This is a genomic window from Microbacterium sp. UBA7513, assembly GCF_002478345.1.
Taxonomy (GTDB): Bacteria; Actinomycetota; Actinomycetes; order Actinomycetales; family Microbacteriaceae; genus Microbacterium.
Map to the genome: position 1 here is coordinate 26054 of NZ_DLNJ01000004.1, position 23180 is coordinate 49233.

The following is a 23180-nucleotide window of genomic DNA, read 5'->3' on the forward strand; positions in this document are numbered from 1 at the left end:
GCCTCCGTCCGCTCGGAGCTCCTCCTCTCACCCTACGTCCGGTCGAGGCCGGAGGTCTCGGGTGTCGACGACAGGTCATAGGCTCGGAGGATGGCCGCCCGCACCTCTCTGAACCGCGAGATCCTGCGCCTGGCCGTCCCCGCGCTCGGTGCGCTTATCGCGGAGCCGGCGTTCCTCATCGTCGATGCCGCCCTCGTCGGCCACCTCGGCACCGTCCCCCTCGCCGGGCTCGGCATCGCCGGAGCCGTGCTGCAGACGATCGTCGGCCTCATGGTGTTCCTCGCGTACTCCACGACCCCCGCGGTCGCGCGACGGTTCGGGGCCGGGCGTCCGGGGGAGGCGGTCTCGGTCGGGATCAACGGCATGTGGCTCGCGCTCGGCCTGGGTGCCGTGCTCGCCGTCGTCGGCGCCGTCTCGTCCCCCTGGCTCGTGTCCCTGTTCGGCGCGAGCGCCGAGGTCGCGGCACAGGCCAACGAATACCTCGTGATCTCGATGTGGGGCCTCCCCGCGATGCTCATCGTGTTCGCGGCCACCGGTCTCCTGCGCGGGATGCAGGACACCATGACGCCACTGTGGATCGCGGGACTCGGCTTCGCGGCGAACGCCCTGCTGAACTGGCTCTTCATCTATGGACTCGGCTGGGGCATCGCCGGCTCCGCGGCGGGCACCGTGACGGCGCAGTGGGGCATGGTGGCGGCGTACGCGCTCGTGGTCCGGCGCCTCGCGACCCGGCACAGCGCCTCGTTGCGTGCCCAACGGGACGGTCTGCGCCACACCGCGACGTCGGGCGGCTGGCTGTTCCTCCGCACCGTGAGCCTGCGCGTCGCCCTGCTCGCGACCGTGGCGGTGGCGACCGGGATCGGCACCGAGGAGCTCGCCGGGTGGCAGATCGTGTTCACCATCTTCTCGGCGGCGGCCTTCGCCCTCGACGCGCTCGCGATCGCGGCGCAGGCACTGATCGGCAAAGAGCTCGGCGCCGGGGATGAGGCTCAGGTGCGCCGGGTGCTGGGGCGGACTGTCGCCTGGGGGGCGTGGTTCGGCGTCGTGGTCGGCGGCGTCATCGCCGCCCTCTCCGGGGTGCTCGGCATCGTCTTCACCGGCGACCGGGCCGTGGCGGAGGTGGTGCAGCCGGCCCTGCTCGTGCTCGCGGTGGCGCAGCCGATCGCAGGCGTGGTGTTCGTGCTCGACGGCGTGCTCATGGGGGCCGACGACGCCCGGTACCTGGCGATCGCGGGCGGTCTGAACCTTGTGCCGTTCCTGCCCACGCTGGCGATCATCGCCGCGACGGGGGTCGACGGCACCGCCGGCCTCGTGTGGCTCGCCGTCGCGTTCTTCGGGGTGTACCTGCTCGCACGGCTGGCGACGCTGGGGTGGCGAGTGCGCTCCGGGCGCTGGCTCGCCGCGTCGGCATAAGTCCTCCACAGTCGACTGAGAGAACGACTTATCCCCTGTCGCCGGGCAGAGCGGAATACAGCGCCTCGCCCCTCTCGCCCTCCGGTGCAGCATGGAGCGACACTGAAGGGATGCTGGGGATGAACGACGCACAGGTATGGACGACGATCGGGGTTCTCGCCTCGGGCATGTACGCCACGATCACGCTCATGGCGACGATGTTCGTGAGGATCATCAAGACGGAGATCGGCACGGTCCGCACGGAGATCGGCGGGATCCACACGGAGATCGGCGGGATCAAGGGCGAGATCGGTGGGATCAAGGGCGAGATCGTCGGGATCAAGGGCGAGATCGTCGGCGTGAAAGCCGAGATCGGAGATCTCCGGAAGGAGGTGCATGGCCTGAGCCGGCGCATGGACGGTCTCGACCGCGACGTCAGCGCGATCTCGCGACACCTGTTCGGGATCGATCCGGCCTGACGGAGCAGGCGCGACCGCTCCTCGTGGTCACTCCGCGTGGCGACGGCACCACTCGTACATGATGACGGCGGCGGCGGCACTCGCGTTGATCGAGCGGGTCGAGCCGTACTGCGTGATCTCGATGTGACCCGAAGCGGCGGTCAGCGCCTCCGGCGACAGCCCAGGCCCTTCCTGCCCGAACAGGAGCACGCACGAGCGCGGCAGGTCGGCGCGGTCCACCGGCACGGCCCCGTCGACGTTGTCGATCGCGATGACGGGCAGGCCCTCCGCGGCAGCCCAGGCGGCGAAGGTCGCGATGTCCTCATGGTGCACGACGTGCTGGTAGCGGTCGGTCACCATGGCGCCGCGCTTGTTCCAGCGACGGCGGCCGATGATGTGCACCGTGTCGGCGAGGAACGCGTTGGCGCTGCGCACGATGGAACCGATGTTCATGTCGTGCTGCCAGTTCTCGATCGCGACGTGGAACGGATGACGCCGCGTATCGAGGTCGGCGACGATCGCCTCCATGCGCCAGTAGCGATAGCGGTCGATGACGTTCCGCGTGTCGCCGTGCGCGAGGAGCTCGGGATCGTACTGCTCTCCCTCGGGCCAGGCCGACGGCCCTCCGGGCCACGGGCCGACGCCGTATCCGGGCTGCGCCGAGGACCCCCCGGAGGCGGTCGGTTCCGGGCTCTCGGGGCGCTGCGCATCCATCCCGCCAGGCTATCGCCGCGTCGGCCCGGCCGCCGTCCGGCGGAGGGGCCGCACACCGGCCGAGAATATTTAGGTATACCGAAAAATACGCTACGGTTTCGGTGTGCCTAAAAATCCCACCGCCTCTCTCCTGATCCCCGCTCGCACCGCTTCGCCGCGCCTGCTGTGGCTGCTGGGACCGGCGCTGGTGGCGGGTGTCGCCTACCTCGACCCGGGCAACGTCGCCAGCAACATGACCGCGGGGGCGCAGTACGGCTACCTGCTCGTGTGGGTGGTCGTCGCCGGCAACGTGATGGCCTGGCTGATCCAATACCTGTCCGCGAAGCTCGGCGTCGTCACCGGCCAGAGCCTCCCGGAGGTGCTGGGCCGGCGGCTGCACCGTCCCTGGGCCCGCCGCGCGTACTGGCTGCAGGCGGAGCTGGTCGCGATGGCGACCGACCTCGCCGAGGTCATCGGCGGCGCCGTCGCCCTGAACCTGCTCTTCGGCGTCCCGCTGCTGTGGGGCGGACTCATCACCGGGGCCGTGTCGATGGCCCTGCTCGCGGTGCAGAACCGTCGCGGCGCCCGTCCCTTCGAGTTCGTGATCATCGGACTCATGCTCGTGATCACGATCGGCTTCATGGCCGGCCTGTTCCTCGCGCCACCCGACCCGGCCGGCGTGGTGAGCGGCCTCGTGCCGCGCTTCGAGGACACGGGGTCCGTACTCCTCGCCGCCTCGATCCTCGGCGCGACGATCATGCCGCACGCGATCTACGCGCACTCCTCCCTGGCCCGCGATCGGTTCGGTGCGACGAGCGCCGAGACGACCGAGGAGGCCGCCCGGGTCGAGACCTCGCGAATCCGCCGCCTGCTCACGGCGACACGGTGGGATGTGACGATCGCGATGGTCATCGCGGGCTCCGTGAACCTCGGCATCCTGCTCCTCGCGGCGGCGAACCTCGCGGGCGTCGCGGGGACCGACTCCCTGGAGGGCGCACACGCCGCCCTCGCCGCGGGCCTCGGTCCGGCCGTGGCGACCTTCTTCGCCGTGGGACTGCTCGCCTCCGGTCTCGCCTCGACCTCCGTCGGCGCGTACGCGGGCGCCGAGATCATGCACGGCCTGCTGCACGTGCGCATCCCCCTGCTGGCCCGGCGCCTGGTGACGCTCATCCCCGCGCTGGTGATCCTCGGCATCGGGGTGGACCCGACGCTCGCCCTCGTCCTCAGCCAGGTCGTGCTGTCGTTCGGCATCCCGTTCGCGCTGATCCCGCTCGTCGCCCTCACCGCACAGCGCCGCACGCTCGGCGTCTGGGTCAACCGGGTGTGGACGACGGTCGCCGGCATCGCGGCCTCCGTGCTCCTCATCGCCCTGAACGGCGCCCTGCTCTGGCTGGTGCTGACCGGGGCATGACGCCGGATAGGCTCGACATCATGTCTGCCACCTCCGCCCGTCGCACCGTCCGCCTCCTCACCTGGAGCGGCTTCGCGACCGGCGTCATCGGCGGTCTGCTCATCGCTTTCCCGAAGGTCATCGGCCCCGCCAGCCCGTGGGTGCAGCTCGCCCTCGGCGTCGCCACCCTGATCTTCGCCTTCCGTGCCCGCAAGGTGGGCATCGCCGAGGTGGAGGGCTTCGACGGGCGCCTGTCGCTCGCCGCCGCCCTCCTGGGGTTCCTCGTGCTCTTCTTCGCGGGGCAGGCGGCCGTGATCCTGCTCGGCTCCGCGAGCGCCTGACTCAGGCCGCGAGGCCGGCCGACCCGGACACGTAAGGTGGTGGGGTGGCATCCCCGGCAGCTGACGACTATCTGAAGACCGTCTACGCGCACACCGAGTGGCAGGATGCGCCGATCACCCCCTCGGTCCTGGCGGCCAAGCTCGGCATCGCGCCGTCGTCGGTCACGGAGATGGTGAAGAAGCTCGCCGCGGCGGGACTCGTGTCGCACGTGCCGTATGGAGCGGTCCGGCTGACGGACGCGGGGGTCACCCGGGCCCTCGCGATGGTCCGCCGCCACCGCCTCATCGAGACCTGGCTCGTGCAGGAGTTCGGGTACGGGTGGGATGAGGTGCACGACGAGGCCGAGGTGCTGGAGCACACCATCAGCGACCGGCTGCTCGAGGGCATCGACGAGCGCCTGGGCCGCCCGCGCTTCGACCCGCACGGAGACGCCATCCCGGACGCGGAGGGCCGCATCGAACGGGAGCCCTTCGTCCTGCTCGCGGATGCCCCGGACGGACACACCGGCCGCGTGCTCCGCGTCGACGACCGCGACCCGGAGCTCCTGCGGACCCTCGACTCCCACGGGGTCGTCGTGGGGACGACCGTGACCGTGACCCCGACCGGCATCACCCTCGACGGCACCGAGCCTCCGCTGCCCCCCGCCGCCCGCGACGTGGTGTGGTTGTCGGCCTGACCCCCGGCTTCGAATCGCGCACTTTGCGGCAGATCGGCCGGGGATGGGGCCAATCAGGCGATTCGAAAGGAAAGGTGGGGCCTCTAGGCTGAGCACATGGCACACCGTGACGACATCGAATGCTGGCTCACCGACATGGACGGCGTGCTCGTCCATGAGAACGACGCCATCCCCGGGGCCTCCGAACTCCTCGCCGGATGGGAGCGCAACGAGATCCCCTACCTCGTGCTCACGAACAACTCGATCTTCACCGCCCGCGACCTCTCCGCCCGCCTCCGTGCGAGCGGCCTGATCGTGCCGGAAGAGCGCATCTGGACGTCAGCGCTCGCGACCGCCGACTTCCTCGCGCAGCAGCTCCCCGGCGGCTCCGCGTTCGTCATCGGCGAGGCCGGCATCCTCACCGCGCTGCACGAGGCCGGCTTCATCATGACCGAGACGAACCCCGATTTCGTCGTCGTCGGCGAGACCCGCAACTACTCGTTCGAGGCCATCACCAAGGCCATCCGCCACATCATCAACGGGTCGCGCTTCATCGTGACCAACCCGGACGCCACCGGCCCGAGCGCCGACGGGGTGCTGCCGGCCACGGGAGCGATCGCCGCCCTCATCACCAAGGCCACCGGCAAGGAGCCCTACGTCGTCGGCAAGCCCAATCCGATGATGTTCCGTTCGGCCCTGAACAAGATCGGCGCGCACTCGAAGAAGACCGGCATGATCGGCGACCGGATGGACACGGACATCGTCGCCGGCATCGAGGCGGGTCTGCACACGGTGCTCGTCCTCACCGGCATCAGCGACCAGCGGATCATCGAGCAGTACCCCTTCCGACCGGACGAGATCGTCGACTCGGTCGCCGACCTGCTGCCGACCATCACCGACTCGATCCCCACCCTCGACGAGGACTGACGTGGGCGCCCTCGACGACGGCGAGCGGGTCACGGCGGCGGACGCCGCGGCCTGGCGCGCCTGGCTCGAGGCGAACCACGAACGCACGGCCGGGGTGTGGCTGCTGAGCGTGCGCGGCCGATCCGCCCTCGGCGTCGGCTACGAGGACGCCGTCCGTCAGGCGCTGTGCTTCGGGTGGATCGACGGCCCGGTGCGCACGTTCGACGACGAGACCGGCGGCCAGTGGTTCTCCCCTCGACGCCCTGGCAGCGGCTGGGCGGCGACGAACAAGGCCCGTATCGCGGAGCTGGAGGCCGCGGGGCTCCTCGCCCCCGCCGGCATCCGGGCGCTGGAGACGGCGAAGGCGAACGGTTCGTGGACCCTGCTCGACGGCCCCGAGGCCGGCATCGAGCCGCCGGAGCTCACGGCCGCCCTCGACGCAGTACCGGCGGCGAGGGCGAGCTGGGATGCGTTCCCGAAGTCGGTGAAGAAGTTCGGCCTCACGCACATCGCGATGGCCAAGCGTCCGGAGACCAAGGCCGCCCGCATCGCGAAGATCGTGGCGGATGCCGCGGAGGGGAAGCGCCCATGAACCAGAGCGACCTGCTGTTCCTCGTCCTGATCCTCATCACGCTCACGTCGCTGACGGTCTTCGTCGTGCAGTTCGTGCGCTCCCGCCGCCGCGGCGGCGAGGATGACGACCGCGCCGGCTGGTGGGAGGGTCCCTGGGACGACGACGACCGCCGGCGCTGAGCCGACGGTCGCCGTCCCGAGGCCTCAGGAGGCGAGCGACGCTCCGGGGATCGCGGCGAGCAGCTCCCGGGTGTACGGATGCTGCGGCGTGTCGAAGATGCTCTCCGGGGTGCCGCTCTCGACCACGACGCCGCGCTGCATCACGTGCACCTCGTCCGAGATCATGCGCACGACCGCGAGGTCGTGGCTGATGAAGAGGTAGCTGAGCCCGAGGTTCTTCTGCAGGTCGGCGAGGAGCTCGAGGATCTGCGCCTGCACCAGCACGTCGAGCGCGGAGACCGCCTCGTCCAGCACGACGAGCTCGGGCTCCAGGGCCAGGGCGCGGGCGATCGCGACCCGCTGCCGCTGTCCGCCGGAGAGCTCGTGCGGCAGTCGCTCGGCCATGGCCGCGGGCAGCGCGACCTGCTCCAGGAGCTCCAGGACGCGGGCGTGCCGGGAAGCGGCGGTGCCGATCCGGTGCACGCGCAGCGGCTCGGCGATCGACTGCTCCACGGTGTAGCGGGGGTCGAGCGAGGCGTAGGGGTTCTGGAAGACGGGCTGCACACGGCGGCGCAGCGCGAAGAGCTCCGTGCGGCGGAGGGCCGTGAGGTCGGTGCCGTCGAAGAGGATGGCCCCGGAGGTCGCGTCCTCCAATCCCAGCACCATGTTTGCCGTCGTGGACTTGCCCGAGCCCGACTCGCCCACGATGGACACGGTCGTTCCGCGACGGATCGAGAAGCTCACGCCGTCGACCGCCGTGAAGGTCTGCGGCTCCCCGGCCTTCGCATTCCGGAGCGGGAACTCCTTGCGCAGGTCCCGGATCTCGACGAACGGCACGGCGTCGGTGGTGACCTCGCGCGTCGGGAGGGCGTCGCGGCGGGACGCGAGGCTCGGCGCGGCCGCGAGCAGCTGCCGGGTGTACTCGTGCTGCGGGTTGCCGAGGACGTCCGCCGACGTGCCCTCCTCCACGACACGGCCACGGAACATCACGACGATGCGGTCGGCGCGCTCGGCGGCGAGGGCGAGGTCGTGGGTGATGAGGAACACCGCGGTGCCCAGCTCGTCGGTCAGCTGGTCGAGCTGGTCGAGGATCCGCCGCTGCACGGTGACGTCGAGCGCCGAGGTGGGCTCGTCGGCGATGAGCAGCCGCGGCTTGCAGGCGAGCCCCATCGCGATGAGCGCACGCTGCCGCATGCCTCCGGAGAACTCGTGCGGGTACTGGGTCGCCCGGCGGGCGGCATCGGGGATCCCGACCATCTCCAGCAGCTCGACGACGCGGGCCTTCGTCCCGTCGCCGCTGGTGTACCCGTGCACTTCGAGGGCCTCGCCGATCTGCTCGCCGACGCGCATGAGGGGGTTGAGGTTCGACATCGGGTCCTGCGGCACGAGGCCGATTCCGGCTCCGCGGAGGGACACCATCGCGTTCTCGGGGAGGTCGGTGAGCTCGCGGCCCTCGAAGCGGATGCTCCCCGCGGTGATGACGCCGTTCTCGGGCAGCAGACGGTTGACCGCGGCCGCGGTGGTGGACTTCCCGGAGCCGGATTCGCCGACCACGGCGACCGTCTCGCCGGCGGCGATGTCGATCGTGATGTCGCTGATCGCGGTGACCAGCTCGGAGCCGGTCCGGAAGGCGACCGCGAGGCCGTCGATGCTCAGCACGGGCGGGGTGGTGCTCATGGGGTACTCGTTCCTTCGGGGTCGAGGAGTGCGGGCAGCGCTGCGCGCCACAGGGTCTCGGTGGGGGCGATCTCGTCGGCGAACAGCCGGTTGGCGAGCAGGACGACGGCGGTCCCGGTGGCGGGGACCACGCCGAGCGCGCACCCCGTGTAGCCGGGATGCCAGAGCATCCGGGTCGGGCGTCCGTCCGCCGTCACGGTGTCGCTGCGCCAGCCGAGGGCCTGACCGGGGTCCGGGCCGTCGCGGAACAGCTCGGCCACGAGCGCCGGGTCCCAGAGGTCGTGGGGCACCTCGGGGTCGGCGAGCGCGACGCCGAGGGTCAGCAGCTCGTCGACCGTGCCGAACAGGCCGGCGTGCCCCGAGACGCCGTGCAGGGCGTGGAAGCAGTTGCCGTCGTTGACGACGCCGGTGATCTCGCCCTCGCGCCAGGGGAAGTGCCGGCGAGAGGTGAGGATCGGGTAGGGCGTGCCGGTGGCGACCATCCGTCGCTCGGCGGCATCGCCGTCGCCCGTGGACGACGCGACCGGCCCGGGGACGGGCCCGTAGCCCGTGCGCGTGAGGCCGAGGGGCCCGGTCACGAGCTCGCGCACGGCGGCGTCCAGGGAGAGGCCGGTCACGGCGGCGATGATCCGTCCGAGGATCAGGAAGCCCAGGTCGGAGTAGTGCCGCCCGTCGTCCACGCCGTAGCGGAGCGGGAGCGTGTCGGCGGCGGCCGCGCCGTCGACATGCGTGCCGTCGAGGTAGAGCGGCTGCCACTCCCAGAGCCCCGCCCGGTGCAGGAGCAGGTGCCGCACGGTCGTCCCTGGGGCGCAGGCGGTTCCGGAGACGAAGCGGTCCACCGGATCGTCGAACCGGAGGTCCCCCCGGGAGGCCAGCCCGAGGAGCGCGGTGGTGGTCGCGGCGACCTTGGTGACCGAGGCGAGGTCGAACGCCGTCTCCGTCGTGACCGGCGTCCCCGCGAGGTCGGCGAAGCCGCCGGCGGCCGTGTCCCGGCTCGTGCGGGTGGCGACACCGGCGACGGCTCCCCGCGGCGCGGTCGGCCCGGTGAGGACCGCGGCGATCGCCTCGGCGGCGCTCATACGAGAGCTCCTGTGCGGGAGCGGTCGAGCAGCACCTCGGCGTCGGGGGCGATCCCGGTGATCCCCAGTCCTGCGGCCGGGGCGAGGGTGAGCCACTCCGCGTCGGCGGTGAGCCCTCCGGTCACCGGCGACCGGCGCAGCCACGACGCCGCGTCGAGGTCGTGCACGACGTCCGGAGCGACCGCGGCGGCGAGGTGCGCCGCGGCGGCCACCCCGACGTGCGACTCCATCATGCAGCCGACGATGATGCCGAGTCCGGCGGAGCGGGCGGCCTGCACGCAGGCGAGCGCCTCGCGGAGCCCGCCGGTCTTGGCGAGCTTGACGTTCACGAGCCCGGCAGCTCCGCGCACGGCGATGTCGCGGACATCCTGCGCGGTGCGGACCGATTCGTCCGCCATGATCCGGGTGTCGACGGCGGCGGTCACCGCGGCCAGCGCATCCAGGTCGCGCGCGGCGACGGGCTGCTCGACGAACTCGAGCCCGAGACCGGCGTCCTCCGCCGCTTGGATGACGCGGATCGCGGTCTCGGCGTCCCACGCCTGGTTCGCGTCCACGCGCAGCGTGATGTCGGCGCCGACGGCGGCGCGGACGGCCAGGAGACCCGCGACCGTGTCGTGTTCGCGGGACGCCTTGATCTTGAGACAGCGGAATCCCGCCGCCGCGTGCTCGACGGCGGTCGCGGCCAGCGCGGCCGGCCTCGCCACGGACAGCGTCATGTCGGTGCGGATGCGCGGGGGCGCGTCTGCGTGCGGGGCGAGCGTCGGTGCGAGCGGCTCATCCCGGTGCTGCGCGGCGAGGTCGGCGAGCGCGCAGGCCACCGCGCTGCGGGCGGCGGCGTTTCCCCAGGCGGCCGCAGCGAGGGCGTCCGGCAGCCCGGGATCGTCGACGGAGCGCCCGAGCACGGCGTCGGCGAAGGGACCGGCGACCACGGCCGTCACGCTCTCGGGGCTCTCCCCGGTGACGCGCCAGCTCGTCGCGGCCTCCCCGTACCCGCGACGGCCGTCGGCGTCGGTCACTTCCACGAGCACGACGTCGAGGTGGTCCGTACGACGGACGGCCGTGACGAAGGGACGCGCCAGGGGCGAAGGCACCCGCAGCACGCGCATCCGCTCGACGACGGTCACGATCCCGCCGCCTCCGTGAGGGTGAGGGAATCGACGGCCGCGACCGGCTCGGGCATCTGCAGCGGACCGGCGCCGGGCGTGATCGTGCCGAGGATGCGCGGCTCGCGCGCCCCCGTCCCTCCGGGGACGATGGCGGGGACGCCGTGCAGGGTCGCCCAGCCGATGAGCGCGAGGAGGATGGCCTCCTTGCTGTCGGCGGGGGCGCCGAGCTCGTCGGCCAGGACGACCTCCGTCTGCGGCAGCGCGGTCCGCAGCCCGTCGAGGATCAGCGGGTTGCGGCAGCCGCCGCCGGACACCGCGAGGAAGCCGATCCCGGCGGCCTCGACGTCGCGGGCGACCGTGCGGACCGTGAGCTCGGTGAGCGTGCGCACGACGTCGGCGACCGCGATCTCGCGTCCCTGCGCCGCGAGGTGCTCCTGCACGTAGGCGAGGTGGAAGTGCTCCTTGCCCGTGCTCTTCGGCGGGGTGAGCGCGTAGTAGGGGTCTGCGAGCATCGCGTCCAGCAGCGCCTCGTCGACCCGTCCGGTCCGAGCGATCGCCGCATCGTCGTCATAGCCGAGCGGGTTGAGGTCGTGCGCGACGATGACCGCGTCGACCAGGGCGTTCGCGGGGCCGATGTCGTAGGCGACGAGGCCGTCGGGGCGGACGACGGTCATGTTCGAGATGCCGCCGAGGTTCAGCGCCGCCGAGATGCCGGCGCGGCCACGGAGCAGCAGCTCGTCGAGGAACGACACGAGCGGAGCGCCGTGGCCGCCCGCGGTGATGTCGCGGATGCGGATGTCGGAGACGACGGGCACCCCGGTCTTCTCGGCGATCCAGGCCGGCTGCCCGATCTGGAGGGTGCCGAGCGCGTGGGCGCCGTCGACCCAGTGGTACACGGTCTGGCCGTGCGAGCACACCGCGTCGACACCGCCGACCTCGGCCGCGACCTCGGCCGCGACCTCGGCGAATGCCTGCCCGATGAGGGTGTCGAGCTCGGCCACCTCGGCCAGGGTGGTCTGCGCCGGAGGGAGCGCGGCGATGAGTCGTGCCCGCAGCTCGGGGTCATAGGGGACGCTCGTGGACGCGAGCACCGTGCCCCGGAGGTCGACGCCGTGCGCCGTGAAGCCCCCGTTGGTGGCGAAGTCGACGACGGCGGCGTCGATCCCGTCGTGCGAGGTGCCGGAGATCAGTCCCAGGACGCGCATCAGTTCTCCTCCAGTGCGGTGCGCAGACGGCCGCCGGCCGCCGCGAGTCGGTCGGTGGCCGCGGCGAGGTCCTCCCCGCGGCGGATCATGATGGTGGCGAGCTTCACGTCCCACCCTGCGCTCTCCAGCGCGGCGGCCGCCGTGTCGCGATCGACGTCGGCGATCGTCCGCACCATGCGGATCGCGCGCTCGCGGAGCTTGTGGTTCGTGGCCTTCACGTCGACCATCAGGTTGCCGTAGGCCTTGCCGTTCCGGACCATCGCGATGGTCGAGAACATGTTCAGGACCAGTTTCTGGGCCGTGCCGGACTTGAGGCGCGTGGAGCCGGCGAGCACCTCGGGGCCGACCTCGACCTCGATGCCGTGCTCGGCGACCGCGCTCAGCGCGGTGCCGGTGTTGCACGACAGGCCGACGCCGAGCGCCCCGCGCTCCCGCGCCCGCCGGACGGCGGCGACCACGTACGGCGTGCGGCCGCTGGACGCGATGCCGATCACGGTGTCGAGCGGGCCGATGCCCGCGGAGTCGATGGCCGCAGCCCCGGCCTCCGCGTCGTCCTCCGCGCCTTCGACGGGGTTCACGATCGCACCGGGACCGCCGGCCATGATCGCGAACACCAGCTCCGGCGGGGTGCTGAACGTGGGCGGGCACTCCGAGGCGTCGAGCACGCCGATGCGTCCGGGGGTGCCTGCGCCGACGTAGACCAGGCGTCCGCCCTGCGCCATGCGCGCGGCCGTCTGCTCGATCGCCGGGACGATCTGCGGGAGAGCGCGCTGCACGGCCGCGGGCACGGTGGCGTCGGCCTCGTTCATGGTCTGCGCGAGCTCGGCCACGCTCATCTGGTCGAGGCGGGCGTACCGGGGGTCGCTCGCCTCGGTGGCGAGGGCGCCGAGGTCTTCCGCGATCATCGCTTGCCCCTATTCCGCGGGTCGAGGCTGTCGCGCAGCCCGTCGCCCAGCAGGTTCAGGCCGACGACGAGGAGCACGACGACCACGCCGGGGGCGATCATCGTCCACGGGGCGATGGTCACGAGGGTCCGCGCCTCGAAGATCATGGAGCCGAGCGAGGGCGCGGGCGGCGGAGTCCCGAGTCCGAGGAAGCTCAGCGACGCCTCCGTGAGCACCGCCCACGAGAGGGAGAGCGTGACCTGCACGATGATGATCGAGGTGATGTTCGGCAGGACGTGGCGGAACATGGTCGCCATGCGGCTCTGCCCCGTGCTCTTGGCCGCCTTGACGTACTCCACCTCGCGCAGCGACAGCACGGGGCCGCGGGTCACGCGGATGAAGATCGGCACGTAGACGATCGCGATGGCCACGGCGATCGTGAACCAGTTGCGGTCGAACACCGAGGCGAGCGACAGGGCGAGCAGCAGCGGCGGGAACGCGAACAGCACGTTGGTGACCGCCGTGATCGCACCGTCGGAGAAGCCGCGGTAGAAACCGGCGATGAGTCCGCAGACCGTGCCGACCACGGTCGCGAACGCCACGGCGACCACGGAGATGAGCGCCGAGTTGGCGACACCGGCTGCTACCCGCGAGAACACGTCGCGGCCGAACTGGTCGGTGCCGAACCAGTGCACCGCGGACGGCGGCTGCAGCCGGGACGGCGGGTCCTGCGCGAGCGGGTCGAACGGCAGCAGGCCGAACGCCGAGACGAGGCTGAGCACCGCGAGCAGCGCGACGATGATGAGGCCGGAGAGACCGCTGCGGCTGCGCAGCAGGAGACGCACGCGCTCCATGGTGCGTCCGCCGCCGGGGGCGAGGGTCGGGGTCTGAGAGATGTCGGTCATGCGGCACGCACCCGAGGATCGATGACCCGGTAGAGCAGGTCGGTGAGCAGGTTGACGATGACGAAGGCGAGCGCGATCACGAGCACGGTGCTCTGCACGAGCGCGTACTCCTTCTGCTGGATGCCGAGCAGCACCTGGCGCCCGATGCCGGGGAGCGAGAAGATCTGCTCCACCACGACGGCACCGCCGAGGAGGTAGCCGAACTGCAGACCGGTCATCGTGACGATGGGCACCAGGGCGTTGCCGAGCACGTGACGCACCTGCAGCCGACGCGGGGGCACGCCCTTCGCCCTGGCGGTGCGGATGAAGTCGTTGGAGCGGATCTCGAGCACCGCCGTGCGGGTCGTGCGCATGATCGGTGCGGCGATGCCGAAGCCGAGCACGATCGAGGGCAGCAGCATCTGCTGGAGGTTCAGCAGCGGGTTCTCGAAGAGCGTGGCGTACGCCTGGCCGTTGGGGTTGAATCCGAACGACTGGGCGAGGATCGCGAGCAGTGCCGTGCCGAGCAGGAAGGCAGGGATCGAGAGCCCGGCGAGGCCGACGACCTGACCGACGCCGTCACGGAACGAGTCGGGCTTCGAGGCGGACAGCATGCCGAGCGGGATGCCGATGGCCAGCGCGATCACGATGGAGATGATCGCGAGCTCGAAAGTCACGGGAAGAGCGGCGGCGGTGAGGTCGAGGACGCTCGTCTGCGCCCGGGAGGAGAAGCCGAGGTTGCCGGTGAAGATGTTGCCGAGCCACGAGAAGAACTGCACGACGAGCGGCTGGTCGAGACCGTAGTACGCCTCGAGGGCGGCGCGCTGCGCCGGTGTGAGGGCCGCCGCCTCGGTACCGAGACCGGAGCTGATCTGGTCGCCGGGGATGGCGCGCAGCATCAGGAAGACGAAGACGGCGACGCCGAAGAGGGTGCCGAGGGCTGCGAGGATGCGTCGCAGCACGCTGTTGCGGAGGAGCTGTCTGAACATGCGCGTGGGAGAGATGCCTGTCGTCGGGGAGCCGAGGGGGCGCGGACGTCCGCGCCCCCTCGTTCCACTACTGGATGGAGGTGGTCCGCAGGTACTGCAGCGAGCCGTTCGCCATCGGGGTGAAGCCGTCGACGGTCGAGGCCGTCGCCGTGTAGGTGTAGCTGGTGAACAGCCAGATCCAGGCGGCGTTGTCCTCGAGGTTCTCGGAGACCTGCGCGTAGATGTCCTTGCGCTTCTCGGGGTCGGCCGTCTCGCGTCCCTCGGCGAAGAGCGCGTCGAGCTCGGGCGAGGAGTACCCCGCGACCTGGTTCAGGTTGCCGGTGCTGGTGAAGTAACGGCCGTACATGCCGTCCGGGTCCGGGCGTCCGCCGTTGAGGGCGACCGCGGCGTCGAAGTCGGCCGCGATCCAGCGGTCCACGAACGCGCCGGACTCGAGCACCTCGAGGTCGAGCGTGATGTTCGCGTCGGCGAGCTGCGCCTTGAGGTTCTGCGCCTCGTTGACGGAGGTGGCGTACTCGCCCTGGGACACGATCGTCTTGACGGTGACGCCGTCCTCCTTGCCGGCCTTCTTCAGGTACTCGGCCGCCTTGTCGAGGTCGCGCTCGGGGCACGGGCGCGCGTCCGGGTCGGACTTGAACGCCGGAGAGGTGATCGGACCGGTGACCTCGCCCTCGCCGAGCGCGGCGGTGTCGAGCACCTCCTGACGGTCGATCGCGCACTGCATCGCGAGGCGCACGTTCACGTCGGCGAGGTCGCCGCGCTGCGCATTCAGCTGCAGGGCGTGGTAGCTGAGCTGCGGGGTGGTGGCGACCTCGACGTTCGCGCCCTCGGCCGTCTGCGCGACGAGCGGGTCGTCGAACACGGCCAGCTGCACGTTGCCGGACTGCATCGCCGAGACGATGGACGACTCGTCGGGGATCACGCGGAACTCGACGGTGTCGAGCAGCGCGGTGTCGCCCCAGTAGTCCTCGTTCTTGGCGAGGGTGAGCGACTGGCTCGCCTTCCGGTCCTCCAGCACGAACGGGCCGGTGCCGTTCGGGGTGGTGTTGAGCGCCTCCTCGGTGTCGTCCGACGAGAGCATCGCCATGTTGATGACGGCGAGGTTCGCGGGGAGGGCGGCGTCCGGGGCACTGAGGGTGAGGGTGACGGTGCTCTCGTCGGTGGCCTCGACGGCGGCGACCGAGGCGAGCGAGCTCGCGGCCACGGCGGCGGTCGCCTCATCGGCGATCGCGTCCAGCGAGTACTTCACGTCGGCGGAGTCGAAGGCGCTGCCGTCCGCGAACGTGACGCCCTCGCGGAGGTGGAGGGTGACCGTGAGGCCGTCCTCGGAGACGTCCCACGACTCGGCGAGACCGGGGACGACGTTGAGCTCCTCGTCGAACTCGGTCAGGGTGCCGTACAGGTTCTGCAGGACGTTGACCGCCTGGAACTGGGTGGCCTTCCACGGGAAGAGGGTGTCGGGATCGCTCGTGACGCCGATGACCAGGTCGCCGCCGGCGGCTCCGGATCCGGTATCGGACGGGTTCGACGCCGGCGCGGAACACCCGGTGATGACGAGCGCCGCGGCGAGGCCGGTGGCGGTGAGGGCGCCGAGAGACGCCCACCGTGCTGTGCTCATTGCTGTTTCCTCCTGGCTGGGACCGCGTCGCCCTGGCTCGGATCAGGCGGTGCTGCCTGATGCCCCGCGAACATCGTCGGTCTGGGTAAGTACCAAAAGTACACGAAAGTACCTACGCGTGTAACAGAAGTTCCTCTAGTGTTATGAACACCGATCGGAGACCCCATGCCCCACGATGCCGCTCGCGACGACGCCGGCACCCACCTCGTGCTCGTGCGGATGCGCGCCCTGCGCCCCGAACTCCGTCCGAGCGAGCAGCGCATCGCCGACCTGTTCCTCGCCGACCCCGCCGGGACCGCCGGGCTCTCCGTCGCCGAGCTCGCGCACCGCTGCGACACCTCGACCACGTCCGTCGTGCGGTTCTGCAAGCGACTCGGGTACGACCATGTGCGCGAGCTGCGCAACCATGTGCTGCGGGAGGTCGAGCGCGAGACGTTCGACACCGCCGCGCTCCCCGCGGTGTCCGGCGACATCGACCGCAACGACACCCTCGCCGACATCGTCGCGAAGGTGTCGCTCGCCGAGACGCTCTCCCTCGCCGATACCGCCAAGGTGCTCGACACCGACGCGCTCCGCGCCACGGTCGAGGCGATCACCTCCTCCACCCGGGTGGACATCTTCGGCGTGGGGGCGAGCTCCATCGTCGGGCTCGACCTCCAGCGCAAGCTCACCCGGATCGGGCGGACGGCGTTGGAATGGTCCGACCCGCACGCCGCCTGGACCTCCGCTGCCACCCTCGGACCGGGGAACGTCGCGATCGCCGTCTCGCACACGGGCGCCACGACAGACACCATCGAGTTCCTCCTGCTCGCCCGGCAGGCGGGCGCGACGGCCATCGCCATCACCAACCACGCCGGCTCCCCGCTCGCCGGTCAGGCCGACATCGTGCTGACCACCGCCGCGCGCGAGACGGGCTTCCGCTCCGGAGCCCTGGGCAGCCGGATCGCCCAGCTCATGGTCGTCGACTGCATCTTCATCGGGGTCGCGCAGTCCAACTACGACCGATCGATGGAGGCCCTCCGCGACACCTTCGCCGCCGTACATCACGTGCGCGCGGGCGGTGCCTGAGATGAGCGCGCGCCGACTCCGCGTCGGGCTGTTCACGGCGTTCGGCGGCCTCGGCGTGACCGCGGCGTTCGTCCCGGCCGTCCTTCCCTCCGCGGAGCACGCGACGGACGCCGACCTGAGTGCCGCCGTGCCCGTCCTCTTCGCGGGACTCCTCGTGGGCGTGCTGCTGTCGGGTCCGCTCCTGGTGCGCCGCCCACCCCGGACGACGCTCGTGCTGGGCAGCCTCCTGCAGGCGGCCGCCATCGTCGGTGTCGCCCTCGCGACGAATCCGGGCGTCTTCCTCGCGGCCGCCGCGCTCGCGGGGCTCGGGTTCGGTCTCGTCGAGGCAGCGGGCTCCGTGGCGGCCAAGGCCGCCAGCGCGGCGAGCGCGACCGGGATGCTGAGCGCCCTGATGGGCACGGTCGCCGTGTGCGCCGCCGTCACACCACTCGTGGTGGCGCTCGGGGCCGGCGCCCGTCCGGCCCTGACGCTGCTCGCGACCGTACCCCTGGCGACCGCCGCGGTGCTCGCCGGCGCCACCACTCTCGCCCGTCCGGCCGAGGCCCCGGCACGACGGGACGCACGCTCCCTGCTCGCCCTCCTCCCCTTCGCGCTGGCGCTGCCGCTCTACGTCGGCGTGGAGACCGTCCTGTCGGGCTGGTCGGCCGTGATCCCGGCGCGGGCGCTCGCGATCGAACCCGCCACCGCCGCGCTTGGCACCTCCGCCTTCTGGGCGCTGATGGCCGCCGGCCGCTTCGGCGTCGCCGCTCTCCGGCGCGCGGCGGTTCCGCCGCTCACCCTGCTGGCGACCGCGACGGGGGTTGCCGCCGTCCTCCTGGTGCTCGCCGGTGCGCTCCTCGGCGAGCAGCCGGTCGCGGCGCTGCTCATCCTGGCCGTCGTGGTGGTCCTGCTGGCCCCGAGCTACGGCCTCATCCTCGGACTCGCGCTCGACCGACTCGATCCGGCCCGCAGCGCCGCGGTCACCGGGGCGCTCGTGGCCTGCGGCGCGGTCGGCGGCACGTTCGTTCCGACGCTCGTCCTGCTGATCGGGCGCGACCCGGCGTCGAGCGTCGCGTTCCTCGTGTCCGCCGTGTTGTGCGCGGTCATCCCCGTGCTCATGCTCGTGGCGTCGCGCTCCGGGCGCGCCGTCCCGGCGCTGCGGTGACGCACTCTTCCTCCCCCATCGGGCCTGCACACGACCTCTTCACAGATGCCGGAATTCCGAGCGGCGCCCGCACGGCGACCCCGTATCGTCGAAGCCACACCCGCACCGAGGAAGGGAGCACCGTGTCCGCGGACACCCTCACGATCATCGTCAGCGCGATCGGCGTCGTGCTCACCCTCGGCGCGAGTCTGTTCGCGGCAGGGGCGTGGATGATCCGTCGCATCGATGAGCGTCTCGGCACCGTCGACCACCGGCTCTCCACAGGCATCGACACGGTCGAAGAGAAGCTCGCCGCACGCATCGGCTCCGTCGAAGAGAAGCTCACCACACGCATCGACTCGGTCGAAGATAAGCTCACCACACGCATCGACTCCGTCGAAGAGAAGCTCACCACACGCATCGACTCCGTCGAAGAGAAGCTCACCACACGCATCGATGCGGTGGCGGCGGACGTCACGGATCTGAAGATCGCCGTCGCCCGGCTCGAGGGGCCCCCGCGACACCTGCTCGTATCAGGGAGCTGAGCCTCCCGTCAGCGCAGGACGAGGGCGGCGGCGCCGATCAACGGCCCCTCGTCGCCCAGGCCCGAGCGGACGACGCGGGTGCGACGGGAGTACTCGTGCACGGCGCTGGCGGTGAGAGCCTGCTGGACGAGGTCGATGTAGTCCGCCGACACCCGCGAGAAGCCGCCGCCGATGGCGACGACGTCGAGGTCGACGAGGGTGGCGGCATCGGCCAGCGCCTCGCCGACGGCGCGGGCCGAGCGCTCGATCGCCGCACGGGCGACGGCGACACCGGCCGCGGCATCCCGGGCCAGGTCCTCCCCGGTCGCGCCTGACCAGCCCTGCTCCCGCGCCCAGGCGGCACTGGCAGGTCCGGAGGCGATCTCCTCGAGAGTGAGCCCGCCCTCGCGGCGCACCTGGCCGAGGTGCCCGGCGTTGCCGCTCGCCCCGGGCACATACGCACCTCCCACGACGAAACCGCCGCCGACGCCGGTGGAGACGACGATCGACAGGGAGGCTCCCGCCTGCTGCGTCGCCCCCAGCCACGACTCCGCGAGCGCGAGCGCGCCGCCGTCGTGACCCAGGACCGCCGGGACGTCCCGGCCGAGTGCGGTCGAGGCCGCACGGGCGACCGCGTCGACGAGGCCGAACCCCCGCGCGAGGGGCATGTTCACCGGCAGGATCTCACCGCGGGTCCGATCCACGGGACCCGCGCTGCCGATCCCGGCGCCGACGAGCTCCGCGTCGGCGGGAAGGACCGCGAGCGCATGCCGCACGATCGCGTCGACCGCCGCCGTCAACGACGCGGACGTCGCCTCACGGCCGGTGGGCTGCCGGCTGCGGCTGCCGGGGACGAGCGTGCCGTCGTCGGCGACGAGGGCGGCCTCCATCTTCGTGCCGCCCACGTCGACGGCCAGCGCGTAGCGGGTCACTGCGGGTCGAGTCCGAGGTCGTCGAGGTCGAAGGCCGCGCGCCACTCCAGGCCCTCGGCCTCGATGGCGGCCTGCGCGCCGGTCTTGCGGTCGACGATCACCGCGACCGCGACGACCTCCGCGCCTTCTTTGCGCAGCGCCTCGACCGCCTTGAGCGCGGACTGCCCGGTGGTCGAGGTGTCCTCCAGCACGACCACGCGCTTGCCCTTCACGTCGGCGCCCTCGATCTGGCGACCGCGACCGTGGTCCTTCGGCTCCTTGCGCACCACGAACGCGTCCAGCGGACGATCGGTGCCGACCGAGGCATGCAGGACGGCGTTCGCGATCGGGTCGGCGCCGAGCGTCAGACCGCCGACGGCGACGACGTCGAGATCGGCGATCAGGTCGAGCATGATGCGGCCGATGGCCGGGGCGGCGCGGTGGTCGAGGGTGAGCTTGCGCATGTCGACGTAGTACGTCGCCTTCTTGCCGCTGGAGAGGGTGAAATCGCCGTGGAACACCGCCTCCTCCGTGATGAGAGCGAGGAGGGTCTGGCGGTCTGCGTCGAGTGCGGTCACGGCATCCAGTGTAGGAGGCACACCCTAGGCTGGACGCATGCGCTTGGCCACCTGGAACGTCAACTCCATCCGCACCCGCGTCACCCGCACCGTCGAGTTCGCCGTCCGTGAAGACATCGACGTGCTCGCGATGCAGGAGGTGAAGTGCAAGCCGGAGCAGTTCCCGTATGCACCGTTCGAGGAGGCCGGCTATCACGTCGAGGTGCACGGCCTGAATCAGTGGAACGGCGTCGCCATCGCCAGCCGGTTGCCCGTCACCGACGTGCGCACCGCCTTCGACGGCATGCCCGGGTTCGCGAAGGGCCACGAGGGCCCCGACGCCCCGCAGGAGGCGCGCGCTCTGGGTGTCATGGTCGACGGCGTGCGCGTCTGGAGCCTGTACGTGCCCAACGGCCGCTCGCTCGACGACCCGCACTACGCCTACAAGCTGCACTGGCTCGAGCAGCTCAAGCAGTCCACCGCCGCCGAGCTGTCGGCGAATCCCGACCTTCCGCTCGCCCTCGTCGGCGACTTCAACATCATCCCGTTCGACCACGACAACGGCGATCCCGACATCGTGGTCGGCCGCTCCACCCACGTCTCCCCCGCCGAGCGTGACGCGTTCTTCGCGCTGACCGACGCGGGCGTGACCGACGTCGTGCGGCCGCTGCTCCCCGAGGGCTACACCTACTGGGACTATCAGCGGTTGAAGTTCCCACGCAACGAGGGCATCCGCATCGACTTCATCCTCGGCTCGAAGACGTTCGCCGATGCCGTCACCGGCGCCTCGATCCACCGCAACGAGCGCAAGGGCGAGCAGCCCAGCGACCACGTGCCCGTGGTGGTCGATCTGGACTTCGGCGGCGACGACGCCGACGACGACCTGCCGATGATCTTCTCCTGACTCTTCGACAGGCTCAGGGACCTACCCCGTGCGGCTGATCGCGACCGACCTCGACGGCACGCTGCTCGACAGCTCGTCCGCGGTGTCTCCGCGCACCCGTGCGGCGCTCGATGCCGCGCGGGATGCGGGCGTCGCGGTGGTGCCCGTCACCGCCCGCCAGCCGATCGGCCTGCGCGTGATCGCCGCCGACGCCGGCTTCGACGGGTGGGCGCTGTGCGGCAACGGCGCGTACGCGACGCACCTCACCGAGGGCCGCATGCTGTTCGCCGAGGAGCTGCCGCCCGCCACCCTCCGCACTCTCGCCGACGCGCTGCGCGCCAGCGTCCCCGGTCTGCTCTTCGCGAGCGTGCGGGAGGGCGGCGAGACGTTCGTGGCGCAGCACGGCTATGCGGCGATCGCGCAGCTGTCCGATCACAAGCGCGACCCCGCGACCATGGGCGGCGTGCCCCTGGACGAGGTGCTGGCCGCGCCGACGCTCAAGCTCGTGATCCGACACCCGGAGCTCGCCCCCGCCGCACTCTTCGCGACCCTGCGGTCCCTCGGGCTCACCGGGTTCGAGGCCACGCTGTCCGGCGCCCCGTTCGTCGAGGTCATGGCGCAGGGCGTCACGAAGGCGACGGGTCTCGCGCGCCTCTGCACGCACCTCGGCATCGATCGCTCCGACGTCGTGGCGTTCGGAGACGCCCTCAACGACGTCGAGATGCTCCGCTGGGCCGGTCACGGCGTGGCCATGGCGCACGCGGAACCCGTCGTGCAGGAGGCCGCCGACGAGACCACCGCGACCAACGACGAGGACGGCGTGGCCCGCGTGATCGAGCGCCTGCTCAGCCCCTGAACCGGGCCACCGCGGTCAGTCGGCCCCGTTCGGACGCGCCTCGGCACGCGGCGGTCGCAGCCCGAGGAGAGCCAGGGCGCCTGCCCCCGCCGTGAGCACCGCGATGACGCCGATCCCGACCGCCGGCACCGTCGCCGTCGCCACGGCCCCCGCGACGAGCGGGCCACCCGCGTCGCCCAGTTCCCGGCCCAGCTCCGCGCTGCCCATCGTGCGTCCCATGCGCTCCGCGGGCGTCGATGCCGCGAGGTGCGAGAACGCCACCGGCGTAGCCAGCCCCACCCCGGCGCCGACCAGCACGCCCGTGAGGCCCAGGACGACAGGCGTCACCCAGAGGGCCGAGAGGCCTATGCCCACGCCGATGAGAAGCAGCCCGCCGACCGCGCCGAGGCGGACCGAGAGCCGGCCGCGGTCGTGCGCCGATCCGACCAGCGGCTGCACGATGCTCGACACGACCGCCAGCACCGTGACGATCGCCATGCTGCCCACCGTGCCGAGTCCGGTCTCCCGGCCGAGCAGGGGCAGGAATCCGACGGCCACGGCGAGCGCGCCGGTCGTGGCCGCCAGCACGAGGGTCGGGACGAGGAACCCCGGGGCGAGGAGCTCACGTCCGAGGTCGACGAGGGTCACCCGTTTCCGGGGCAGCACGGGCACGGCCGGGACGGCGATCAGCACCCATCCGGCCGCGGCCAGCCCGAGCACGGCGAGGGCCCAGAACAGCGCCGGGATCCCGCCCGCCACCACGAGCACCGCACCGAGCAGGGGGCCGAGCGCATATCCGAGACTCTTCCAGGAGCCGTAGCGGCCGAAGTACCGGCCACGCGACGCCTCGTCCGTCAGCCGCGCCACCGCAGCGGACGACGCCGGGGAGAACGCCGAGGCCGCCGCCCCCTGGCCGAAGCGCGCGATCACGAGGCCGATCATGCCCGGGGCCAGGGATCCGACCGCCGAGAACGCCGCGAAGGCCAGCAGGCCGCCGACGACCACCGGGCGCACTCCGACCCGGTCGCTGAGCGCCCCGAAGAGCGGCTTCAGCAGCACCTCGGCGAGGTCGTACAGCGCGAGCGTGAAGCCGAACGCCAGCAGCGTCCAGCCGATGTCCTCGGTCTCGGCGCCCAGGGCGGCTGCGATGCCGTGCGCGCCGAACGCGGTGGTGAAGCCGGCGAGGTAGAGCGGTGCCAGGCGCGGGCGCGTCGAGGAGGTCACACCTGATCCTGGCAGACGCACCCTCCGCCTCCGTCGCGCGGGGGA

At 71.8% G+C, this 23180-nt stretch carries 25 protein-coding genes; 13 read left to right on the forward strand and 12 right to left on the reverse strand.

The features are described 5' to 3' along the window. Window positions 1-90 precede the first annotated feature (90 nt). Both B2W79_RS01685 and B2W79_RS01690 read left to right on the forward strand, forming a co-directional pair. The gene (locus B2W79_RS01685) at window positions 91-1413 is read left to right on the forward strand and encodes an MATE family efflux transporter (protein WP_071329237.1); all 1323 of its coding nucleotides are present in this window, start codon (window positions 91-93) and stop codon (window positions 1411-1413) included. Between the two features lie 119 nt (window positions 1414-1532). Further along, the gene (locus tag B2W79_RS01690; RefSeq protein WP_071329417.1) at window positions 1533-1871 is read left to right on the forward strand and encodes a hypothetical protein; all 339 of its coding nucleotides are present in this window, start codon (window positions 1533-1535) and stop codon (window positions 1869-1871) included. Window positions 1872-1898: 27 nt separating this feature from the next. On the opposite strand, the gene B2W79_RS01695 is transcribed toward B2W79_RS01690, so the two are convergent. Then, the gene (locus B2W79_RS01695; protein WP_071329238.1) at window positions 1899-2564 is read right to left on the reverse strand and encodes a TrmH family RNA methyltransferase; all 666 of its coding nucleotides are present in this window, start codon (window positions 2562-2564) and stop codon (window positions 1899-1901) included. 103 nt (window positions 2565-2667) lie between these two features. Here B2W79_RS01695 and B2W79_RS01700 point away from each other — a divergent pair, with 103 nt between their 5' ends. The 6 genes from B2W79_RS01700 to B2W79_RS01725 all read left to right on the forward strand — a co-directional run bounded on the left by B2W79_RS01700 (window position 2668) and on the right by B2W79_RS01725 (window position 6589). Further along, the gene (locus B2W79_RS01700; protein ID WP_396654754.1) at window positions 2668-3954 is read left to right on the forward strand and encodes an Nramp family divalent metal transporter; all 1287 of its coding nucleotides are present in this window, start codon (window positions 2668-2670) and stop codon (window positions 3952-3954) included. Between the two features lie 20 nt (window positions 3955-3974). After that, window positions 3975-4274 carry a hypothetical protein gene (locus B2W79_RS01705; protein ID WP_292786309.1) on the forward strand — a complete coding sequence of 100 codons (300 nt, stop codon included), beginning with the start codon at window positions 3975-3977 and terminating at the stop codon, window positions 4272-4274. A 44-nt stretch (window positions 4275-4318) separates the two neighbouring features. After that, window positions 4319-4951: a metal-dependent transcriptional regulator gene (locus B2W79_RS01710; RefSeq protein WP_292786312.1), complete on the forward strand. Its 633-nt coding sequence runs from the start codon at window positions 4319-4321 to the stop codon at window positions 4949-4951. Between the two features lie 96 nt (window positions 4952-5047). Continuing rightward, window positions 5048-5857 carry an HAD-IIA family hydrolase gene (locus tag B2W79_RS01715; protein ID WP_025104898.1) on the forward strand — a complete coding sequence of 270 codons (810 nt, stop codon included), beginning with the start codon at window positions 5048-5050 and terminating at the stop codon, window positions 5855-5857. A 1-nt stretch (window position 5858) separates the two neighbouring features. Continuing rightward, entirely contained in the window at window positions 5859-6428 is a 570-nt protein-coding gene (locus tag B2W79_RS01720) for a YdeI/OmpD-associated family protein (RefSeq protein WP_071329241.1), read from the forward strand. Continuing rightward, a complete protein-coding gene (locus tag B2W79_RS01725) occupies window positions 6425-6589 on the forward strand; it encodes a hypothetical protein (protein ID WP_292786321.1) in 165 nt (54 codons plus the stop codon). Before B2W79_RS01720 ends, B2W79_RS01725 begins: the two co-directional genes overlap by 4 nt. Before the next feature lie 24 nt (window positions 6590-6613). Here B2W79_RS01725 and B2W79_RS01730 read toward each other — a convergent pair whose 3' ends face one another. The 8 genes from B2W79_RS01730 to B2W79_RS01765 all read right to left on the reverse strand — a co-directional run bounded on the left by B2W79_RS01730 (window position 6614) and on the right by B2W79_RS01765 (window position 16010). Beyond that, complete coding sequence (locus B2W79_RS01730) at window positions 6614-8245, reverse strand: ABC transporter ATP-binding protein (RefSeq protein WP_292786324.1); 1632 nt, start codon at window positions 8243-8245, stop codon at window positions 6614-6616. After that, complete coding sequence (locus B2W79_RS01735; RefSeq protein ID WP_071329243.1) at window positions 8242-9324, reverse strand: serine hydrolase domain-containing protein; 1083 nt, start codon at window positions 9322-9324, stop codon at window positions 8242-8244. The genes B2W79_RS01730 and B2W79_RS01735 overlap by 4 nt, the downstream gene beginning before the upstream one ends. Next, window positions 9321-10448, reverse strand: a complete 1128-nt coding sequence (locus B2W79_RS01740) for an enolase C-terminal domain-like protein (RefSeq protein ID WP_292786329.1) — start codon at window positions 10446-10448, stop codon at window positions 9321-9323. The genes B2W79_RS01735 and B2W79_RS01740 overlap by 4 nt, the downstream gene beginning before the upstream one ends. Beyond that, the gene (locus B2W79_RS01745) at window positions 10445-11635 is read right to left on the reverse strand and encodes an anhydro-N-acetylmuramic acid kinase (protein WP_292786332.1); all 1191 of its coding nucleotides are present in this window, start codon (window positions 11633-11635) and stop codon (window positions 10445-10447) included. Before B2W79_RS01745 ends, B2W79_RS01740 begins: the two co-directional genes overlap by 4 nt. Beyond that, complete coding sequence (gene murQ / locus B2W79_RS01750; RefSeq protein WP_292786335.1) at window positions 11635-12540, reverse strand: N-acetylmuramic acid 6-phosphate etherase; 906 nt, start codon at window positions 12538-12540, stop codon at window positions 11635-11637. The genes B2W79_RS01745 and murQ overlap by 1 nt, the downstream gene beginning before the upstream one ends. Further along, complete coding sequence (locus B2W79_RS01755; protein WP_071329246.1) at window positions 12537-13424, reverse strand: ABC transporter permease; 888 nt, start codon at window positions 13422-13424, stop codon at window positions 12537-12539. The genes murQ and B2W79_RS01755 overlap by 4 nt, the downstream gene beginning before the upstream one ends. Next, window positions 13421-14392, reverse strand: a complete 972-nt coding sequence (locus B2W79_RS01760; protein ID WP_071329247.1) for an ABC transporter permease — start codon at window positions 14390-14392, stop codon at window positions 13421-13423. The genes B2W79_RS01755 and B2W79_RS01760 overlap by 4 nt, the downstream gene beginning before the upstream one ends. A gap of 67 nt (window positions 14393-14459) precedes the next feature. Beyond that, window positions 14460-16010: an ABC transporter substrate-binding protein gene (locus tag B2W79_RS01765; RefSeq protein ID WP_071329248.1), complete on the reverse strand. Its 1551-nt coding sequence runs from the start codon at window positions 16008-16010 to the stop codon at window positions 14460-14462. Between the two features lie 165 nt (window positions 16011-16175). On the opposite strand from B2W79_RS01765, the gene B2W79_RS01770 reads away from it, so the two are divergent. The 3 genes from B2W79_RS01770 (at window position 16176) to B2W79_RS01780 (ending at window position 18746) form a co-directional block, all read left to right on the forward strand. Further along, entirely contained in the window at window positions 16176-17078 is a 903-nt protein-coding gene (locus B2W79_RS01770; protein WP_292786343.1) for a MurR/RpiR family transcriptional regulator, read from the forward strand. A 1-nt stretch (window position 17079) separates the two neighbouring features. Next, on the forward strand, window positions 17080-18222 hold the full coding sequence (locus B2W79_RS01775; RefSeq protein WP_292786347.1) for an MFS transporter: 1143 nt from the start codon (window positions 17080-17082) through the stop codon (window positions 18220-18222). Window positions 18223-18344: 122 nt separating this feature from the next. Continuing rightward, window positions 18345-18746 carry a hypothetical protein gene (locus B2W79_RS01780; protein ID WP_292786350.1) on the forward strand — a complete coding sequence of 134 codons (402 nt, stop codon included), beginning with the start codon at window positions 18345-18347 and terminating at the stop codon, window positions 18744-18746. 8 nt (window positions 18747-18754) lie between these two features. On the opposite strand, the gene B2W79_RS01785 is transcribed toward B2W79_RS01780, so the two are convergent. Beyond that, a complete protein-coding gene (locus B2W79_RS01785; RefSeq protein WP_292786353.1) occupies window positions 18755-19657 on the reverse strand; it encodes an ROK family protein in 903 nt (300 codons plus the stop codon). Beyond that, window positions 19654-20214, reverse strand: a complete 561-nt coding sequence (pyrE, locus tag B2W79_RS01790; protein ID WP_292786356.1) for an orotate phosphoribosyltransferase — start codon at window positions 20212-20214, stop codon at window positions 19654-19656. The genes B2W79_RS01785 and pyrE overlap by 4 nt, the downstream gene beginning before the upstream one ends. A gap of 37 nt (window positions 20215-20251) precedes the next feature. Here pyrE and B2W79_RS01795 point away from each other — a divergent pair, with 37 nt between their 5' ends. Further along, on the forward strand, window positions 20252-21097 hold the full coding sequence (locus tag B2W79_RS01795; RefSeq protein ID WP_292786359.1) for an exodeoxyribonuclease III: 846 nt from the start codon (window positions 20252-20254) through the stop codon (window positions 21095-21097). Window positions 21098-21125: 28 nt separating this feature from the next. Then, window positions 21126-21932, forward strand: a complete 807-nt coding sequence (locus tag B2W79_RS01800; protein ID WP_292786361.1) for a Cof-type HAD-IIB family hydrolase — start codon at window positions 21126-21128, stop codon at window positions 21930-21932. Window positions 21933-21947: 15 nt separating this feature from the next. Here the strand turns inward: B2W79_RS01800 and B2W79_RS01805 are convergent, their stop codons facing one another. After that, entirely contained in the window at window positions 21948-23135 is a 1188-nt protein-coding gene (locus B2W79_RS01805) for an MFS transporter (protein ID WP_071329255.1), read from the reverse strand. Between the last annotated feature and the right edge of the window lie 45 nt (window positions 23136-23180).

Excerpts from the sequence above, each read along its gene's own strand:
- B2W79_RS01685 (WP_071329237.1), top strand. The coding sequence starts at position 91 with ATGGCCGCCCGCACCTCTCTGAACCGCGAGATCCTGCGCCTGGCCGTC.
- B2W79_RS01690 (WP_071329417.1), top strand. The coding sequence starts at position 1,533 with ATGAACGACGCACAGGTATGGACGACGATCGGGGTTCTCGCCTCGGGC.
- B2W79_RS01695 (WP_071329238.1), bottom strand. The coding sequence starts at position 2,564 with ATGGATGCGCAGCGCCCCGAGAGCCCGGAACCGACCGCCTCCGGGGGG.
- B2W79_RS01705 (WP_292786309.1), top strand. The coding sequence starts at position 3,975 with ATGTCTGCCACCTCCGCCCGTCGCACCGTCCGCCTCCTCACCTGGAGC.
- B2W79_RS01715 (WP_025104898.1), top strand. The coding sequence starts at position 5,048 with ATGGCACACCGTGACGACATCGAATGCTGGCTCACCGACATGGACGGC.
- B2W79_RS01725 (WP_292786321.1), top strand. The coding sequence starts at position 6,425 with ATGAACCAGAGCGACCTGCTGTTCCTCGTCCTGATCCTCATCACGCTC.
- B2W79_RS01730 (WP_292786324.1), bottom strand. The coding sequence starts at position 8,245 with ATGAGCACCACCCCGCCCGTGCTGAGCATCGACGGCCTCGCGGTCGCC.
- B2W79_RS01735 (WP_071329243.1), bottom strand. The coding sequence starts at position 9,324 with ATGAGCGCCGCCGAGGCGATCGCCGCGGTCCTCACCGGGCCGACCGCG.
- B2W79_RS01745 (WP_292786332.1), bottom strand. The coding sequence starts at position 11,635 with ATGCGCGTCCTGGGACTGATCTCCGGCACCTCGCACGACGGGATCGAC.
- murQ (WP_292786335.1), bottom strand. The coding sequence starts at position 12,540 with ATGATCGCGGAAGACCTCGGCGCCCTCGCCACCGAGGCGAGCGACCCC.
- B2W79_RS01755 (WP_071329246.1), bottom strand. The coding sequence starts at position 13,424 with ATGACCGACATCTCTCAGACCCCGACCCTCGCCCCCGGCGGCGGACGC.
- B2W79_RS01760 (WP_071329247.1), bottom strand. The coding sequence starts at position 14,392 with ATGTTCAGACAGCTCCTCCGCAACAGCGTGCTGCGACGCATCCTCGCA.
- B2W79_RS01765 (WP_071329248.1), bottom strand. The coding sequence starts at position 16,010 with ATGAGCACAGCACGGTGGGCGTCTCTCGGCGCCCTCACCGCCACCGGC.
- B2W79_RS01770 (WP_292786343.1), top strand. The coding sequence starts at position 16,176 with ATGCCCCACGATGCCGCTCGCGACGACGCCGGCACCCACCTCGTGCTC.
- B2W79_RS01775 (WP_292786347.1), top strand. The coding sequence starts at position 17,080 with ATGAGCGCGCGCCGACTCCGCGTCGGGCTGTTCACGGCGTTCGGCGGC.
- B2W79_RS01795 (WP_292786359.1), top strand. The coding sequence starts at position 20,252 with ATGCGCTTGGCCACCTGGAACGTCAACTCCATCCGCACCCGCGTCACC.